The organism is Methylobacterium sp. TK26, assembly GCF_055361565.1.
In genome coordinates this window covers 4,347,335-4,360,900 of the sequence record NZ_CM143965.1, presented here as the reverse complement: position 1 = coordinate 4,360,900, position 13,566 = coordinate 4,347,335, and the positions used below count along the sequence as shown (strand labels likewise).

Annotated in this window: 12 protein-coding genes; 4 read left to right on the top strand and 8 right to left on the bottom strand. The window is 69.9% G+C overall.

What is annotated here, in order from left to right:
* Positions 1-146 precede the first annotated feature (146 nt).
* The 3 genes from ACXJ1Y_RS21180 (at position 147) to ACXJ1Y_RS21170 (ending at position 2,831) form a co-directional block, all read left to right on the top strand.
* Entirely contained in the window at positions 147-839 is a 693-nt protein-coding gene (locus ACXJ1Y_RS21180) for a GntR family transcriptional regulator (RefSeq protein ID WP_463848045.1), read from the top strand.
* 298 nt (positions 840-1,137) lie between these two features.
* The gene (locus ACXJ1Y_RS21175; protein ID WP_463848044.1) at positions 1,138-2,217 is read left to right on the top strand and encodes an HD-GYP domain-containing protein; all 1,080 of its coding nucleotides are present in this window, start codon (positions 1,138-1,140) and stop codon (positions 2,215-2,217) included.
* 119 nt (positions 2,218-2,336) lie between these two features.
* Positions 2,337-2,831 carry a CAP domain-containing protein gene (locus tag ACXJ1Y_RS21170; RefSeq protein ID WP_463848043.1) on the top strand — a complete coding sequence of 165 codons (495 nt, stop codon included), beginning with the start codon at positions 2,337-2,339 and terminating at the stop codon, positions 2,829-2,831.
* Between the two features lie 5 nt (positions 2,832-2,836).
* Here ACXJ1Y_RS21170 and ACXJ1Y_RS21165 read toward each other — a convergent pair whose 3' ends face one another.
* The 7 genes from ACXJ1Y_RS21165 to ACXJ1Y_RS21135 all read right to left on the bottom strand — a co-directional run bounded on the left by ACXJ1Y_RS21165 (position 2,837) and on the right by ACXJ1Y_RS21135 (position 10,944).
* Positions 2,837-3,793, bottom strand: a complete 957-nt coding sequence (locus ACXJ1Y_RS21165; RefSeq protein ID WP_463848042.1) for a right-handed parallel beta-helix repeat-containing protein — start codon at positions 3,791-3,793, stop codon at positions 2,837-2,839.
* 8 nt (positions 3,794-3,801) lie between these two features.
* Positions 3,802-5,616: a single-stranded-DNA-specific exonuclease RecJ gene (gene recJ, locus ACXJ1Y_RS21160; RefSeq protein WP_463848041.1), complete on the bottom strand. Its 1,815-nt coding sequence runs from the start codon at positions 5,614-5,616 to the stop codon at positions 3,802-3,804.
* A gap of 101 nt (positions 5,617-5,717) precedes the next feature.
* A complete protein-coding gene (locus ACXJ1Y_RS21155) occupies positions 5,718-7,118 on the bottom strand; it encodes an NAD(P)(+) transhydrogenase (Re/Si-specific) subunit beta (protein ID WP_463848040.1) in 1,401 nt (466 codons plus the stop codon).
* A gap of 4 nt (positions 7,119-7,122) precedes the next feature.
* A complete protein-coding gene (locus tag ACXJ1Y_RS21150) occupies positions 7,123-7,581 on the bottom strand; it encodes a proton-translocating transhydrogenase family protein (RefSeq protein ID WP_238204817.1) in 459 nt (152 codons plus the stop codon).
* A 21-nt stretch (positions 7,582-7,602) separates the two neighbouring features.
* Entirely contained in the window at positions 7,603-8,820 is a 1,218-nt protein-coding gene (locus ACXJ1Y_RS21145; RefSeq protein WP_463848039.1) for a Re/Si-specific NAD(P)(+) transhydrogenase subunit alpha, read from the bottom strand.
* 183 nt (positions 8,821-9,003) lie between these two features.
* Positions 9,004-9,297: an aa3-type cytochrome c oxidase subunit IV gene (locus ACXJ1Y_RS21140; protein ID WP_463848038.1), complete on the bottom strand. Its 294-nt coding sequence runs from the start codon at positions 9,295-9,297 to the stop codon at positions 9,004-9,006.
* 162 nt (positions 9,298-9,459) lie between these two features.
* Entirely contained in the window at positions 9,460-10,944 is a 1,485-nt protein-coding gene (locus ACXJ1Y_RS21135; protein WP_342166333.1) for a sigma-54-dependent transcriptional regulator, read from the bottom strand.
* Positions 10,945-11,193: 249 nt separating this feature from the next.
* Between ACXJ1Y_RS21135 and ACXJ1Y_RS21130 the strand changes: the two genes are divergently transcribed.
* Positions 11,194-13,074, top strand: coding sequence for a M3 family oligoendopeptidase (locus ACXJ1Y_RS21130; protein ID WP_463848037.1), 1,881 nt, complete (start codon positions 11,194-11,196; stop codon positions 13,072-13,074).
* Between the two features lie 40 nt (positions 13,075-13,114).
* Here ACXJ1Y_RS21130 and ACXJ1Y_RS21125 read toward each other — a convergent pair whose 3' ends face one another.
* Positions 13,115-13,369: a hypothetical protein gene (locus ACXJ1Y_RS21125; protein ID WP_463848036.1), complete on the bottom strand. Its 255-nt coding sequence runs from the start codon at positions 13,367-13,369 to the stop codon at positions 13,115-13,117.
* Positions 13,370-13,566: the final 197 nt, after the last annotated feature.

Sequence of the window (13,566 nt, the reverse complement as noted above, 5' to 3'; positions counted from 1 at the left end):
GCATGGCGGCTCGCCCGGGAAGTGCTGCCGCCCTGCCACTGCCTGTGAAACTTTGTGCTTTCGCCTATTCCCCAAGGCGCCTTTGGTCTAGGCCGGTCTTGGTCTCATGGAACACGAGACCTGACCGTAGGACGGCCGGACGAGGCATGGCGAATTCTGAACCGCTGAGCGTGAAGCCGATCGTCGTCAGTTCGAGCCTTCGGACCCTCGCCTACGAGGCGCTGAAGGCGGCGATCACCAAGATGGACATCTACGGGCGGTCGGACGAGATCCGCCTGGACGAGCGCAAGCTCTCGCAAGATCTCGGCGTGAGCCGCACCCCCGTGCGGGAGGCCCTGACCGTGCTGGAACAGGAGGGCTTCGTGCGCTCCGAGGCGCGGCGCGGCGTCTTCGTCATCCGCAAGAGCAAGCGCGAGATCGTGGGGATGATCCAGGCCTGGGCGGCCCTGGAGAGCATGGCCGCGCGCCTCGCCTGCGCGCGGGCCAGCGACGCACAGTTGCAGGAGCTGCGGGACGGCTTCCCGGAATTCTACTCCGGCAAGCCGGCCGAACACATCGACGAATACTCGGACGCGAACATCCGCTTCCACCAGACCATCATCCGCCTCGGCCATTGCGAGGCGATCACCGAACTGACCGGCAACCTGCTGATGCATGTGCGGGCGATCCGCAACGCCGCGCTGCGCCAGGGCGAGCGGGCCGAAAGCTCCATCCGCGAGCATCAGGCGATCATCGCCGCCCTGCAGGCGCGGGACACGGAACGGGCCGAGCGGCTGGTGCGCGACCACGGCCTCGGCCTCGCCCACCACGTGGACCTGTACGGCCACTATCTCGGCTAGGCCGAACGCCTCACCGGCAGTTAAGCGACCCCAGCCCGCAGCATAAATCGGCAACCCTCACACGCGAAAGCTGTGCAGCTTCTCCGTGTGGCGGTAACGCGCGACCTCCTCGCAAATAAGCGGCCGCCGTAGGATAACTCCTCGGCCGGTGGGGGGAGCAGGCTATGAACACAACGTCACGTTCATCGAAACGACATACTTCCCCTCCGCGCGAAAGAGGAAGATGGTTAACGCCTCGATAAGGCGATCGTGCTAATGCCAAAGAACCGGCGGCCACCTTCAGACTCACGAGGTTCGCGTGTCTCCGTCTCCGGACAGACCGCTTCCTCTAGCGAGTGATGCGTTCGTCCTGCTGGTCTCCGACCGGCCCACCGAGCGAGCCGCGCTGGCCCGTGCCATCGCGTTCGTGACCGCCTGCCGCGCGCATGCCCCCGGGGAATCCCCCGCGCGGGGTCGCCCGGTCCTGGCGGTGCTCGACCTCGCCCCCGTCGCCCTGGCGGACTGGACCCGCCGGCTCGACGTCTTCAACCCCGCCGTGCCCCGCATCATCCTCGCCCGCGGCGAGGGCGTGAAGCGGGACGCCAACACCGTCGTCCTGCCGGCAGGCGCCTCGCGCGAGGTGATCCTCACTAAGACCTTCGCGCTGATCGAGGCGGCCAGCCGGGCGGCGGCGGCGCGGGCCCGCCGCCTGACCGAGCGGGCGCAGGCGGCCAGGAGCATCGTCACCGACCTGTTCGACAGCGCCGCCCTGGGCGGGACGCTGGCGCCGGCGGATGTCGACAGGGGCACCGAGACGGTGCTCGCCGCCGTCTCGGACGCCGGCATCTCGGCCTGGCTCGCGGAGTTGTGGCGCCACGATGCCGGCGTCTACGAGCATACGTTGAGCGTCGCGGGGCTCTGCGCGGCCTTCGGCGGGCGGATCGGCCTGTCGCGCACCGACCTCGCCCGGCTGGCGCGGGCAAGCCTGCTGCATGACCTCGGCAAGGCCCGCATCCCGAAGGAGATCCTGGACAAGCCGGGCCGTCTCGACGTCAACGAGTTGCGGCTTATGCGCCGCCACCCGGAGATCGGCGCCTCGCTGCTCATCGCGCAGGGCGGCTTCGATGACGAGGTGATCGACGTCGTCCGCCACCATCACGAGCGGATCGACGGCACCGGCTATCCCGACCGGTTGAAGGGCAAGCAGATCAGCGATCTCGTGCGCATCGTCGCGATCTGCGACGTGTTCTCCGCCCTCACCGAGCGGCGCGCCTACCGCCAGCCCGCGAGACCCGCCGAAGCGCTGGCCATCATGGTCGAGATGCAGGGCCATCTCGATCAGGCCCTGCTCTCGGCCTTCGCACCGTCGATGCTGGCCTGCGAGCCCTACATCACCTGAGCCGCCGTGGCCCCCGCGCCACGGCCGGGCGGCGCGCGCCATCGCCGCCGCGGTTTGCCGTGCTTTCGCCGCAAGGGACCGGGAGGGACGCGCATCGCATCCGCTCAGCAGCCGATCCCGTGACGCCGACCCGCCTCCTGACCCTCGCCCTCACCCTGTTGCCCCTCGCCGGCTGCGGACGTCTCTCCCTCACGGAGGAGCCGGCCGCGCGCTATCCCACCCAGACGACCCTCCTCGACGAGGTCGCCGCCGCCGCCGCGATCTCGGCCTACCGCGTTCAGCACGGCCTGAGCCCGGTGGTGGTCGATTCCGGCCTCGTGAAGGCCGCCGCCTTCCAGGCCGGCAACAATGCCCGGCACGGGCAGCTCAGCCACGATGTCGGCGGCAGCTTCACTTCCCGCATGGGCGCGGCGGGCCTCGCGCGCGCCTACGCCGCCGAGAACCTGAGCGCCGGCTCGGAGACGTTCGAGCAGGTCTTCGCCCGCTGGAAGAACTCGCCGGAGCACAACAAGAACATGCTGATCCCGCAGATCCGCCGGATCGGCATCGCCCGCGTGGACGCGCCGGACACCCGCTACAAGCGGTTCTGGGCGCTGGTGATGGCGGGCGGCTAGCCCACTCACTCCGTCCGGTTCGGCTCTACGACGTTGCCGGTGCCGTTGTCCCGGTTGTCGAGGCTGCTGCCGAACGGGTAGCCGGAATCGGCCCCGCAATGGATGTCCCAGCCGTTGCGGGAATTCACGACGATCGGCGCGGCGAAGAAGCCCGCGCCGCGAAAGGTGTTGCCGGTGACGACGTTCTCGGACGGCGTCTGGTGGCGCACCGTGCCGCCCTCCCCGCAATTGCGGTAGAGGCGCACCCCGCCCTCCCCGTGCAGGGCGAAGCGGTTACCGGTGATCCGGTTGCGGGCCGAGCCATCGACCGCGACGATCTCGCGGCCGGTGCGGATGTCGAAATCGTTGTCCGCGATCACGTTGTCCGCGCTCTCGGCATCGAGATAGACCGCCGTCGCGGATGACGTGCCGGCGATCGTGGAGCCGCGCAGGGTGAAGCCCGTCACCCCCGGCCCGAGATAGACCGGGATTCGCCCGAAGGCGGTGATCGCGCTGTCGAGAATGCTCACCCGGCTCGGCGCGGCCGCCTGAGCGCGCTCGGTATGGCCGAGGCTGTGCGAGGAATCTCGCACCCGCTCGCCCTGCCCGTTCATCCCCATGCCCCAGATGCGGACATGACCGAGGATGGCGCAGCCCCGGAGGGTGACGCCCTCCGGCCGGTCCCAGCGGGTGGAGCCCGGCGCGGGCGGACGTGAGCGGATCTCCACCGCGAAGTCGAGGAGGCCGGCCCCCGCCTCCCCCGGCCCGATGGCGCCGCCGTCGCAGGCGACGGTGACGCCCGAGGCCGCCGATCCTTCGAGGAGCAGGCGCTTCGTCACGCGCTCCCCCGGCCCGAGGCGCACGGAGCAGGTGAGGTTCGCCACGTCGTCCCCCGGCCGGCGGGGGGCGAGGATGCGGGCGCGGGTCGCTGCGTCGCAATCCGGCGCCGGGCGCACGATGGCGGGGGGCGGGCTGGCGTCCACGGGAGGGGTCAATCCGCCGGGGCGAGATCGACGATGCGGACCTGCGCCCGCTCGGCGCCGCGCCATTGGTCCCGCGAGAGCGTGCCCGCGACGTGGACCTCGCGGCCGATGCTGTCGAGGATCGCCCGGCCGAGGGGCCGCTCGGCGGCGCGGAAGCAGATGGCACCCACCGCCTGCCCATCGCGGCTGCGCAGCCGCGCGCGGACATGGCCCGTCCCGACGATGCCGGCATCCACGATCCGGTGCCGCGCCAGGGCGAAGAGCGGCTCCGGCGCGCCCTGCCCGAACGGGCCCGCCCGCTGGAGCAGCCGCACCGTCTCGGCTGTGGCGCCCCCGGCGCTGAGGGTGCCGTCGATGAGCAGGGCGTCCGCCGCGCGGGCCTTCTCCACCGCCGCCCCGAGATGGGTCGAGAGATGCCGGCCGAAGGCGGTAATCGCGTCGCCGTCGAGGGTGACGCCCGCCGCCATGGCGTGGCCGCCGCCCTTACGCGCCGTGCCGGCCTCGACGCAGGCCCGCACCGCATGCCCCAGATCGACCCCCGGCACCGAGCGCCCGGACCCGGTGGCGCTACCATCCGGCCGGATCGCGAAGGCAAAGGCCGGACGGCCGAAGCGCTCCTTCAGCCGCGCGGCCACGAGGCCGACGATGCCGGGGTGCCATTCGCTCTTGCCGATGACGAGGACCGGCAGGGCCGGATCATCCGTGAGCGCCCGGTCCATCTCGGCCTCGGCCTCGGCGACGGCCTGCGCCTCGATGGCCTGCCGCTCGCGGTTCAGGCGGTCGAGATCGGCGGCGATCCGCGCCGCCTCGGCCGCGTCGCGGGTGGAGAGCAGCCGCGCGCCGAGCCCGGCATCGCCGATCCGGCCGCCCGCGTTGATGCGCGGCCCCAGCACAAAGCCGAGATGCCACGCCTCGGGCGGTTCCGAGAGCGACGAGGCATCGAGGAGCGCGGCGAGGCCGGTGCGTCCGCGATGGCGCATCACCGACAGGCCCTGCACCACGAAGGCGCGGTTCAGGTCGCGCAGGGGCACCACGTCGGCCACGGTGGCCAGGGCCACGAGGTCGAGGCAATCGGTGAGGCGCGGCTCCGGCCGCTCGGATGTGAAATAGCCCTCGATCCGCAGCAGGCGGTTCAGGGCCACGAGGGTGAGGAACACCACCCCCGCCGCGCAGAGATGGCCGAGGCCGGACAGGTCGTCCTGCCGGTTCGGGTTCACCACCGCATGGACCTGCGGCAGGATCTCCGAGGCGGCGTGGTGGTCGAGGACGATCACGCCGAGGCCATTGCGCGCCGCCTGTTCCAGGGGACCGTGGCCGCTCGTGCCGCAATCGACGCAGACGAGGACCCGCGCGCCCTCGGCCGCGAGCGCCGCGATGGCGCCCTCGTTCGGACCGTAGCCCTCGGCGATCCGGTCGGGGATATAAACGGGCACCGTGAGCCCGAGGCCGCGCAGGTATTCCGCGAGCATCGCCGCGCTCGCCGCGCCGTCCACGTCGTAATCGCCGAACACCGCCACCCGCTCGCCCTCGCGCACGGCGCGGGCGAGGCGGCGCACCGCCGGCTGCATGTCGAGGAGCGTGTCGGGGTCCGGCATAAGGTCGCGCAGGCGCGGTGCCAGGAAGGCGTCGGCCGCGTCGGGGCGCACGCCGCGCCCGGCCAGCACGCGGGCCAGGAGCTCCGGCAGGGCGTGGGCCTGTACCATCCGCGCGATGGCGAGATCGCTGTCGAGCCCCGCGCAGCGGGTCGCCCAGCGCCGCCCCGTGACGGAGCAGTCGACGCCGAGGAGGGAGGCGGGTTCGATCAGGGCTGAGGCGGCAGACACGGGCGCATCCTACACCGCCGGCCGGGGCAATGCTGTGGCACCCTCACACGAAAAAGGGGCGGGCTCATCGCCCGCCCACCGGTTCCGTCCCATTCGGGCGATCAGAACGCCTTGAGGATCTGGTCGACTACCTTCTTGGCGTCGCCGAACAGCATCATCGTGTTGTCGCGGAAGAACACCTCGTTCTCCACGCCCGCGTAGCCCGAGCCCATGCCGCGCTTGATGAACAGCACGGTCTTGGCCTTCTCCACGTCGAGGATCGGCATGCCGTAGATCGGCGAGGCCTTGTCCGTCTTGGCGGCCGGGTTGGTGACGTCGTTGGCGCCGATCACGAAGGCGACGTCCGCCTGCGGGAACTCGCCGTTGATGTCCTCCAGCTCGAACACCTCGTCGTAGGGCACGTTCGCCTCGGCGAGCAGCACGTTCATGTGGCCCGGCATGCGGCCCGCCACCGGGTGGATGGCGTATTTCACGTCGACGCCTTCCTTCTTCAGCATGTCGGCCATCTCGCGCAGGCTGTGCTGCGCCTGGGCGACCGCCATGCCGTAGCCGGGGACGATGATGACGCGCTCGGCGTTCTTCATGATGTAGGCCGCGTCGTCCGACGAGCCCTGCTTCACGGGGCGCGTCTCGACCTGCCCGCCCCCGGCCGCGGCGGCGGAATCACCGCCGAACCCGCCGAGGATGACCGAGATGAACGAGCGGTTCATCGCGTGGCACATGATGTACGACAGGATCGCGCCCGAGGAGCCGACCAGCGCGCCCGTGATGATGAGCGCGAGGTTGCCCAGGGTGAAGCCGATGCCGGCCGCCGCCCAACCCGAGTAGGAGTTGAGCATCGACACGACGACGGGCATGTCGGCGCCGCCGATCGGGATGATGATCAGGCCGCCGAGCACCAGCGAGGCGAGGATGATCAGCCAGAAGATGGCCTTCGATTCGGTGCCGATGAACAGGGCGATCAGCAGCACGAGGCCGGCGGCGAGCAGCGCGTTGATGAGGTGGCGCTGCGGCAGCATGATCGGCTTGCCGGACATGCGGCCGTCGAGCTTCGCGAAGGCGATGACCGAGCCGGTGAAGGTGATGGCGCCGATGGCGACGCCCAGGCCCATCTCGAAGAGCGACTGCTTGTGGAAGTGGCCGTTCTCGATGATGCCGAAGGCCTGCGGGGCGTAGAGGGCGCCCGCCGCCACGAACACCGCCGCGAGGCCGACGAGCGAGTGGAAGGCCGCGACCAGCTGCGGCATGGCGGTCATCGGCACGCGCTTGGCGATCACCGCACCCGCGCCGCCGCCGAGGCCAAGGCCGAGCAGCACGAGGATCCAGGCGCCGAAGCCGGCCGGCGGATGGCCGACCAGGGTGGTCAGGATGGCGAGCGCCATGCCGACCATGCCGTACATGTTGCCCTGGCGGGAGGTGGTCGGGTGCGAGAGCCCCCGCAGCGCCATGATGAACAAGACGCCGGCGACGATGTAGAGGAGTGAGGAGACGTTCTCGGACACCGGCTCAGCCCTTCTTCTTGTACATGCCGAGCATGCGCTGCGTGACGAGGAAGCCCCCGAAGATGTTCACGCTGGCGAGCACGATACCGATGAAGCCGAAGAAGCGGGCGACGCCCGTACCCTTCTCGATGAGCGGCACGCCCACGGCGAGGAGCGCGCCGACGATGATCACCGAGGAGATCGCGTTGGTGACGGACATGAGCGGCGTGTGGAGCGCCGGGGTCACCGACCACACGACGTAGTAGCCGACGAAGATCGCCAGCACGAAGATCGCGAGCCGGAAGACGGTGGGATCGACCGCGCCGCCGGTGGCGGCGGCCACGCCGTGGCCCATGCCGTCGGCGATGACCTGCGCCTGATCGGCGGCGTTACGGGCGACGGCGGCGGCGGCACGGGCCGCATCGGCCAGGACGCGGGCCTGATCGGCCGCTTGGTCGGGAGGAACGACGACAACGTTTGCCATGACAGGAATCCCCTCGACGGATCAGGCGGCGCCGGCAGCCGGGGACTTGCCCGGCTCCGATTTGGCCAGGCCGACCGCGCCGGCCTCGGAGGCGGCGCCGTCGGTCTTCGGCTGGAAGGAGGCGTGGACGACGGACCCGTCGCGGGTGAGGTTGGTGGCCTTCACCAGTTCATCGTCCCACTTGATCGCCAGAGCCTTGGACTCCTTGTCGACCAGGGTCTCGATGAAGGCGTAGAGGTTGCGGGCGTAGAGGCTCGACGCCGTGGCGGCGAGGCGCCCCGGCACGTTGAGGTGGCCGACGATCTTCACGCCCTTGTCGGTGACGACGATCTCGCCCGGCTTCGCGCCGACGACGTTGCCGCCGCGCTCCACCGCGAGGTCCACCAGCACCGAGCCCGGCTTCATCGAGGCGACCATCTCCTCGGAGACGAGCTTCGGCGCCGGGCGGCCCGGGATGAGGGCCGTGGTGATGACGATGTCCTGCTTGGCGATGTGGCCCTTCACCAGATCGGCCTGCTTCTTCTGGTACTCGGCCGACATCTCCTTGGCGTAGCCGCCGGAGGTCTCGGCCTGCTTGAACTCCTCGTCCTCGACGGCGACGAACTTCGCGCCGAGCGATTCGACCTGCTCCTTGGTGGCGGGGCGCACGTCGGTGGCGGTCACGACCGCGCCCATGCGGCGGGCGGTGGCGATGGCCTGGAGGCCGGCGACGCCCACGCCCATCACGAAGACGCGGGCCGCCGGCACGGTGCCGGCCGCCGTCATCATCATCGGCATGGCGCGGCCGTATTCGGAGGCGCCGTCCACCACGGAGCGGTAGCCGGCGAGGTTCGCCTGGGAGGACAGCACGTCCATCACCTGCGCGCGGGTGATGCGGGGCATCAGCTCCATCGCGAAGGCATCGACCCCCGCGTCGGCGATGTCCTTCAGGGCCGCCTCGTTGCCGTAGGGGTCCATGATGGCGATCACGGTCGCGCCGCGCCGGAGGTGCGGAAGCTCCTCCTTGGCCGGGCGGCGGACCTTCAGCACGAGGTCGGCGTCGCGGGCGGCCTCCTCGGCGCTCGACGCGACGGTGGCGCCGGCGGCCTCGAACTCGCTGTCCGGGATGCCCGCGCGGGTCCCGGCCCCGGATTCGACCACCACGTCGGCGCCGAGCGCCTTGAATTTCTTCACCGTCTCCGGCACCGCCGCGACCCGCGGTTCCGCGGAGTCCCTTTCGGACAGCACAGCGATGCGCATGCGTCGACCCTCAGACAAAAGCGTGTGACCCCCCGCATGCGCCAAGCTCGGCGACATTTCGAGGGATCATGTCAGGTTGCGATAGGAATTTCGAAGCGGTTGTAACCCGACGGCATTCCTGCCGCCGAGCGGATCCGCTGAACCGACCGGGACCCCGGTCCGGCCCGGCCGCGCGATGCGGCCTCAGGCGAACGCGAGATACAAAGCAAGAAGTACGCCGACCACGAGCGGAGCCCGCCAGCCGATGGCCGGGGCGAGCGCGCCGACGGCGCCGGCCGCACCCGAGGCGACCACACCGAAGATGGCCATCAGCCACGCCTCGCGGATGCCGCCCACGGCGAGGGCGAGGACCCAGCAGATGACGACGCCGGTTCCGATTTCCACGAAGCGGACGAAGCCGCGATAGGTCTGCTCGTGAGTGGACCCATCCATCGCCGGGCTGTAGGCGTGCCCCGACACGGTTTGACTCTCGGCCATCTGATGCGGATCCCTTGGGCGCAACTGTTTTTTCGTTGGTAGCGTATCTAGCCGACGGGCTCAATCGTCGCAATCGCCCGATGCCCCCTCCGCAGGGGAGTTCGACAGGCCATTTCCCGTACCAAAGTCGAGTTGCGCCGGGTGGTCCGGTCGATTCGCCGGTCAGGCCGCGTCGTCGGCCTTCTCCTCGCCTTCGAGGCCGAGATCCTTCAGCTTGCGGTAGAGGGTCGAGCGGCCGATTCCGAGCCGCCGGGACACCTCGGACATCCGCCCCCGGTAGAATTGCAGGGCGAAGCGGATGATGTCCGTCTCCAGGGTCTCCATCGTCTTGATCTCGCCGGTCTCCTCCGTGACCAGCGACAGGGCGTGCGGATCGCGCACCTCCACCCGGACGATCTCGCGCACCGGCTCCGGCACGTAGGATTGCATCACCGGCTGGTTCGGCGCCGGGGGAATGCGCACGTCGAATCCCTCGACCTGCGCTGCGATCTGCGGGAACTCGGCCAGGGTGAGTTCGTCGCCATCGGCCAGCACCACGGCGCGGAACAGGGCGTTCTCCAGCTGGCGGACGTTGCCGGGCCAGGGATAGCGGGTGAGCAGCGCCATCGCCTCCTGGCTGATGCCCCGGACGCGCTTGCCTTCTTCGGCGGCAAACCGCGCACAGAATGAGCGCGCTAACTCGGCGACGTCCTCGCGGCGTGCCCGCAGAGGCGGCAGCGTCATCGGGAAGACGTTCAGCCGGTAGAACAGGTCCTCGCGGAACTTGCCCTGCTTCACGAGGTCGAGGAGCGAGCGGTTGGTCGCCGAGATCAGGCGGATGTCCACACGCACCGCGCGCTTGCCGCCCACCGGATCGACCTCGCCCTCCTGAAGGGCGCGCAGGAGCTTCACCTGCGCGTCGAGGGGCAATTCGCCGATCTCGTCGAGGAACAGCGTCCCGCCCGAGGCTTCCACGAACTTGCCGGCGTGCTTCTCGGTGGCCCCCGTGAAGGCGCCCTTCTCGTGCCCGAACAGGGTCGATTCCACGAGGTTCTCGGGGATCGCGCCGCAATTGACCGTGACGAAGGGCTTGCCCTTGCGGTCGCCGGAGCCCTGGATCGCGCGGGCCAGCACCTCCTTGCCGACACCCGATTCGCCCTCGATCAGGACGGGGATGGTGGATTTGGCGGCCCGCTCGGCGAGGCGGATCACCCGCTCCATGTCCGGGCTGCGGGAGGTGAGGTCCTTGAAGCTCAGCGCCCCGGAGGCCCGTCGGCGCATCCGGCGCACCTCCTCTTCGAGGTGATCGACGCGCAGGGCATTCTTGATCGAGACCTGAAGGCGCTCCGCGCCGGCCGGCTTCACCACGAAATCCACCGCGCCCGCCCGCATGGCGTTCACGACGGCGTCGATGGAGCCGTTCGAGGTCTGCACGATGACCGGCGTGTCGAGGCCGCTGCGGCGCATCTCGGCCAGGACGCCGAGCCCGTCGAGCCCCGGCATCACCATGTCGAGGAGCACCACGTCGGCGCCCTCGGCCCGCAGCATGGCGAGTCCGTCGATGCCCGTCTCTGCCACCCGCGCCTCGAAGCCGAACCGGCGGACGGCGGCCTCGGTCAGGCGGCGCTGCACGGGATCGTCGTCGACGATGAGGACGGCGGTCGACATGGCGGCACCCTTGAGGCCGCACCCTGCGGCTCGGCGCCGGGAGTCCGGCGCGCGTCCGATTCGGCGGCTGTTTCGTTTCGAGCCGTACCCTCGCCCAGATCCGTAAAGTCGCGCTTAACGACGTTTTGTCTTCCCGGCGGATCGTGCTCTGGGGCAAGAGATGGACGCTTGCGTTGAACTGCAGCGGGCTTCGCTCGATATCCCCCCTGAGCGCACGCTGCCCCAACGCGCCCGAGGACTGAAGACCCGATGAGAGTGAGCCCCGCCGCCCCGCTGCCCGCCGTGATGGCAGAAGGAGCCGATGCCGCCCGCGCCGCCGCGAAGGCGGCCGATCTCGGCCAGATTCTCGGCCCGCTGCCGGAATGGGACCTGACCGACCTGTATGGCGGGCTGGACGATCCGAACTTCTCGACGGACCTCACCCGCGCCGAGGAGGAATGCCGCCAGTTCAACGAATCGTATGCGGGCAAGATCACCGGCCTCGCCACGGGGCCGGACGCGTCCGCGCGCCTCGCGGAAGCCGTCGCCGCCTACGAGCGGATCGAGGACCTGCTCGGCAAGCTGATGTCCTATGCCGGGCTCGTCTATTCCGGCGACACGACGGACGAGACCCGCGCCAAGTTCTACGGCGACACCCGCGAGCGGCTGACCAACGCCTCCGGCGACCTGCTGTTCTTCGGCCTCGAACTGAACCGCGTGGACGACGCGACCCTCGACGCCGCCAAGGCGCGGGAGCCGCTCTCGCGCTACGCCCCGTGGATCGACGACCTCCGCCGGGAGAAGCCGTTCCAGCTCGAGGACCGGATCGAGAAGCTGTTCCTCGAGAAGTCGGTGACGGCGAACGCCGCCTGGGACCGGCTGTTCGATGAGACCATCGCCAGCCTGCGCTTCACCGTGCAGGGCGAGCGGCTGTCCCTGGAGCCGACCCTCAACAAGCTGCAGGACCCGGACGGGACCGTGCGCAAGGAGGCGGCGGGGGCGATCAGCGAGGTGTTGCGCACGAACCTGCGCGTGTTCACGCTCATCACCAACACGCTGGCCAAGGACAAGGAGATCTCCGACCGCTGGCGCGGCTTCCGGGACGTGGCCGATGCCCGCCACCTCTCGAACCGCGTCGAGCCGGAGGTCGTGGCGGCGCTGGTCGATGCCGTGCAGGCGGCCTATCCGCGCCTGTCGCACCGCTACTACAAGCTGAAGGCCAAGTGGTTCGGGCAGGAGACCCTGCCCTATTGGGACCGCAACGCGCCCCTGCCGAAGGTCGATCAGCGCACGATCCCCTGGACCGAGGCGCGCGATACGGTGCTGACCGCCTACGAGGCGTTCTCGCCGGACATGGCCGGCATCGCCAAGCGCTTCTTCGACCGCAACTGGATCGACGCGCCGACCCGGCCGGGCAAGGCGCCGGGGGCCTTCGCGCACCCGACCGTGCCCTCCGTGCACCCCTACGTGCTGGTGAACTACCAGGGCAAGCCGCGGGACGTGATGACGCTCGCCCACGAACTCGGGCACGGGGTGCATCAGGTGCTGGCGGGCCCGAACGGCGCGCTCATGGCGCCGACCCCGCTGACGCTGGCCGAGACCGCCAGCGTGTTCGGCGAGATGCTGACCTTCCGCAAGCTCCTCGCCGCGACCCAGAACACGACCCAGCGCCGGGCGATGCTCGCCGCGAAGGTCGAGGACATGATCAACACAGTGGTGCGCCAGATCGCGTTCTACTTGTTCGAGCGGAAGGTCCACCTCGCCCGCGCGAAGGGCGAATTGACCACCGAGCAGATCAACGCCCTGTGGCTGTCGGTGCAGGCGGAATCCCTCGGCCCGGCGATCACCCTGGATGCGGGGTACGAGCCCTTCTGGGCCTACATCCCGCACTTCATCCACTCGCCGTTCTACGTCTACGCCTATGCGTTCGGCGATTGCCTCGTGAACTCGCTCTACGGCGTCTATCAGAAGTCCGGCGACGGTTTCGCGGAGCGCTACATGGCGCTGCTCTCAGCGGGCGGCGCAAAGCCCTATGGCGAGTTGCTGGCACCGTTCGGGCTCGACGCGCGCGATCCCGGCTTCTGGCAGGTCGGCCTCGGGATGATCGAGGGCATGATCGCCGAATTGGAAGCGATGGAAGGCCAGGATTGAGGAACGGGGGGCGGTTCGCCGCCCCCTCCGCTCCGGGGGTTTAGCGCAGAGGCTTCGCGAGGTTCACGGCCAAGGCCGAGACCAGCGTGAGGGTGTAGCCGTCGGATCGCGCGTCGGCGATGCGCTCGGCCTCGCCGCCGCTGTTGGCCGCGACGGACATCATCAGCATCAAGCCGGTGCCGATCGCGCCGAGGCCGGCGGTGAGGGCCAGATAGGCGCGCAGGGCGGCGCGTGGGACGATGGTCTCGTCGGCACAGGGGCCGAGGGCCAGCGGAGTCGGGCTGCTGTCGCTCATGGGAGTTAGCTTCACCCGCGACGCCATCGACCGGACGATCCGGCCATGCTCATGCGGACGCTATGGGTCGCTAGCATGCAACGTGCCGTAACGGCAAAGGTTCAAGCGTGACAATTACCGGTTGCATGATTTTTTGCACCGCTATGCTTGTCGAAAGCTTGGCGGCGCCCCCCGCCCTGCGACGGGGGGCGCCAGGA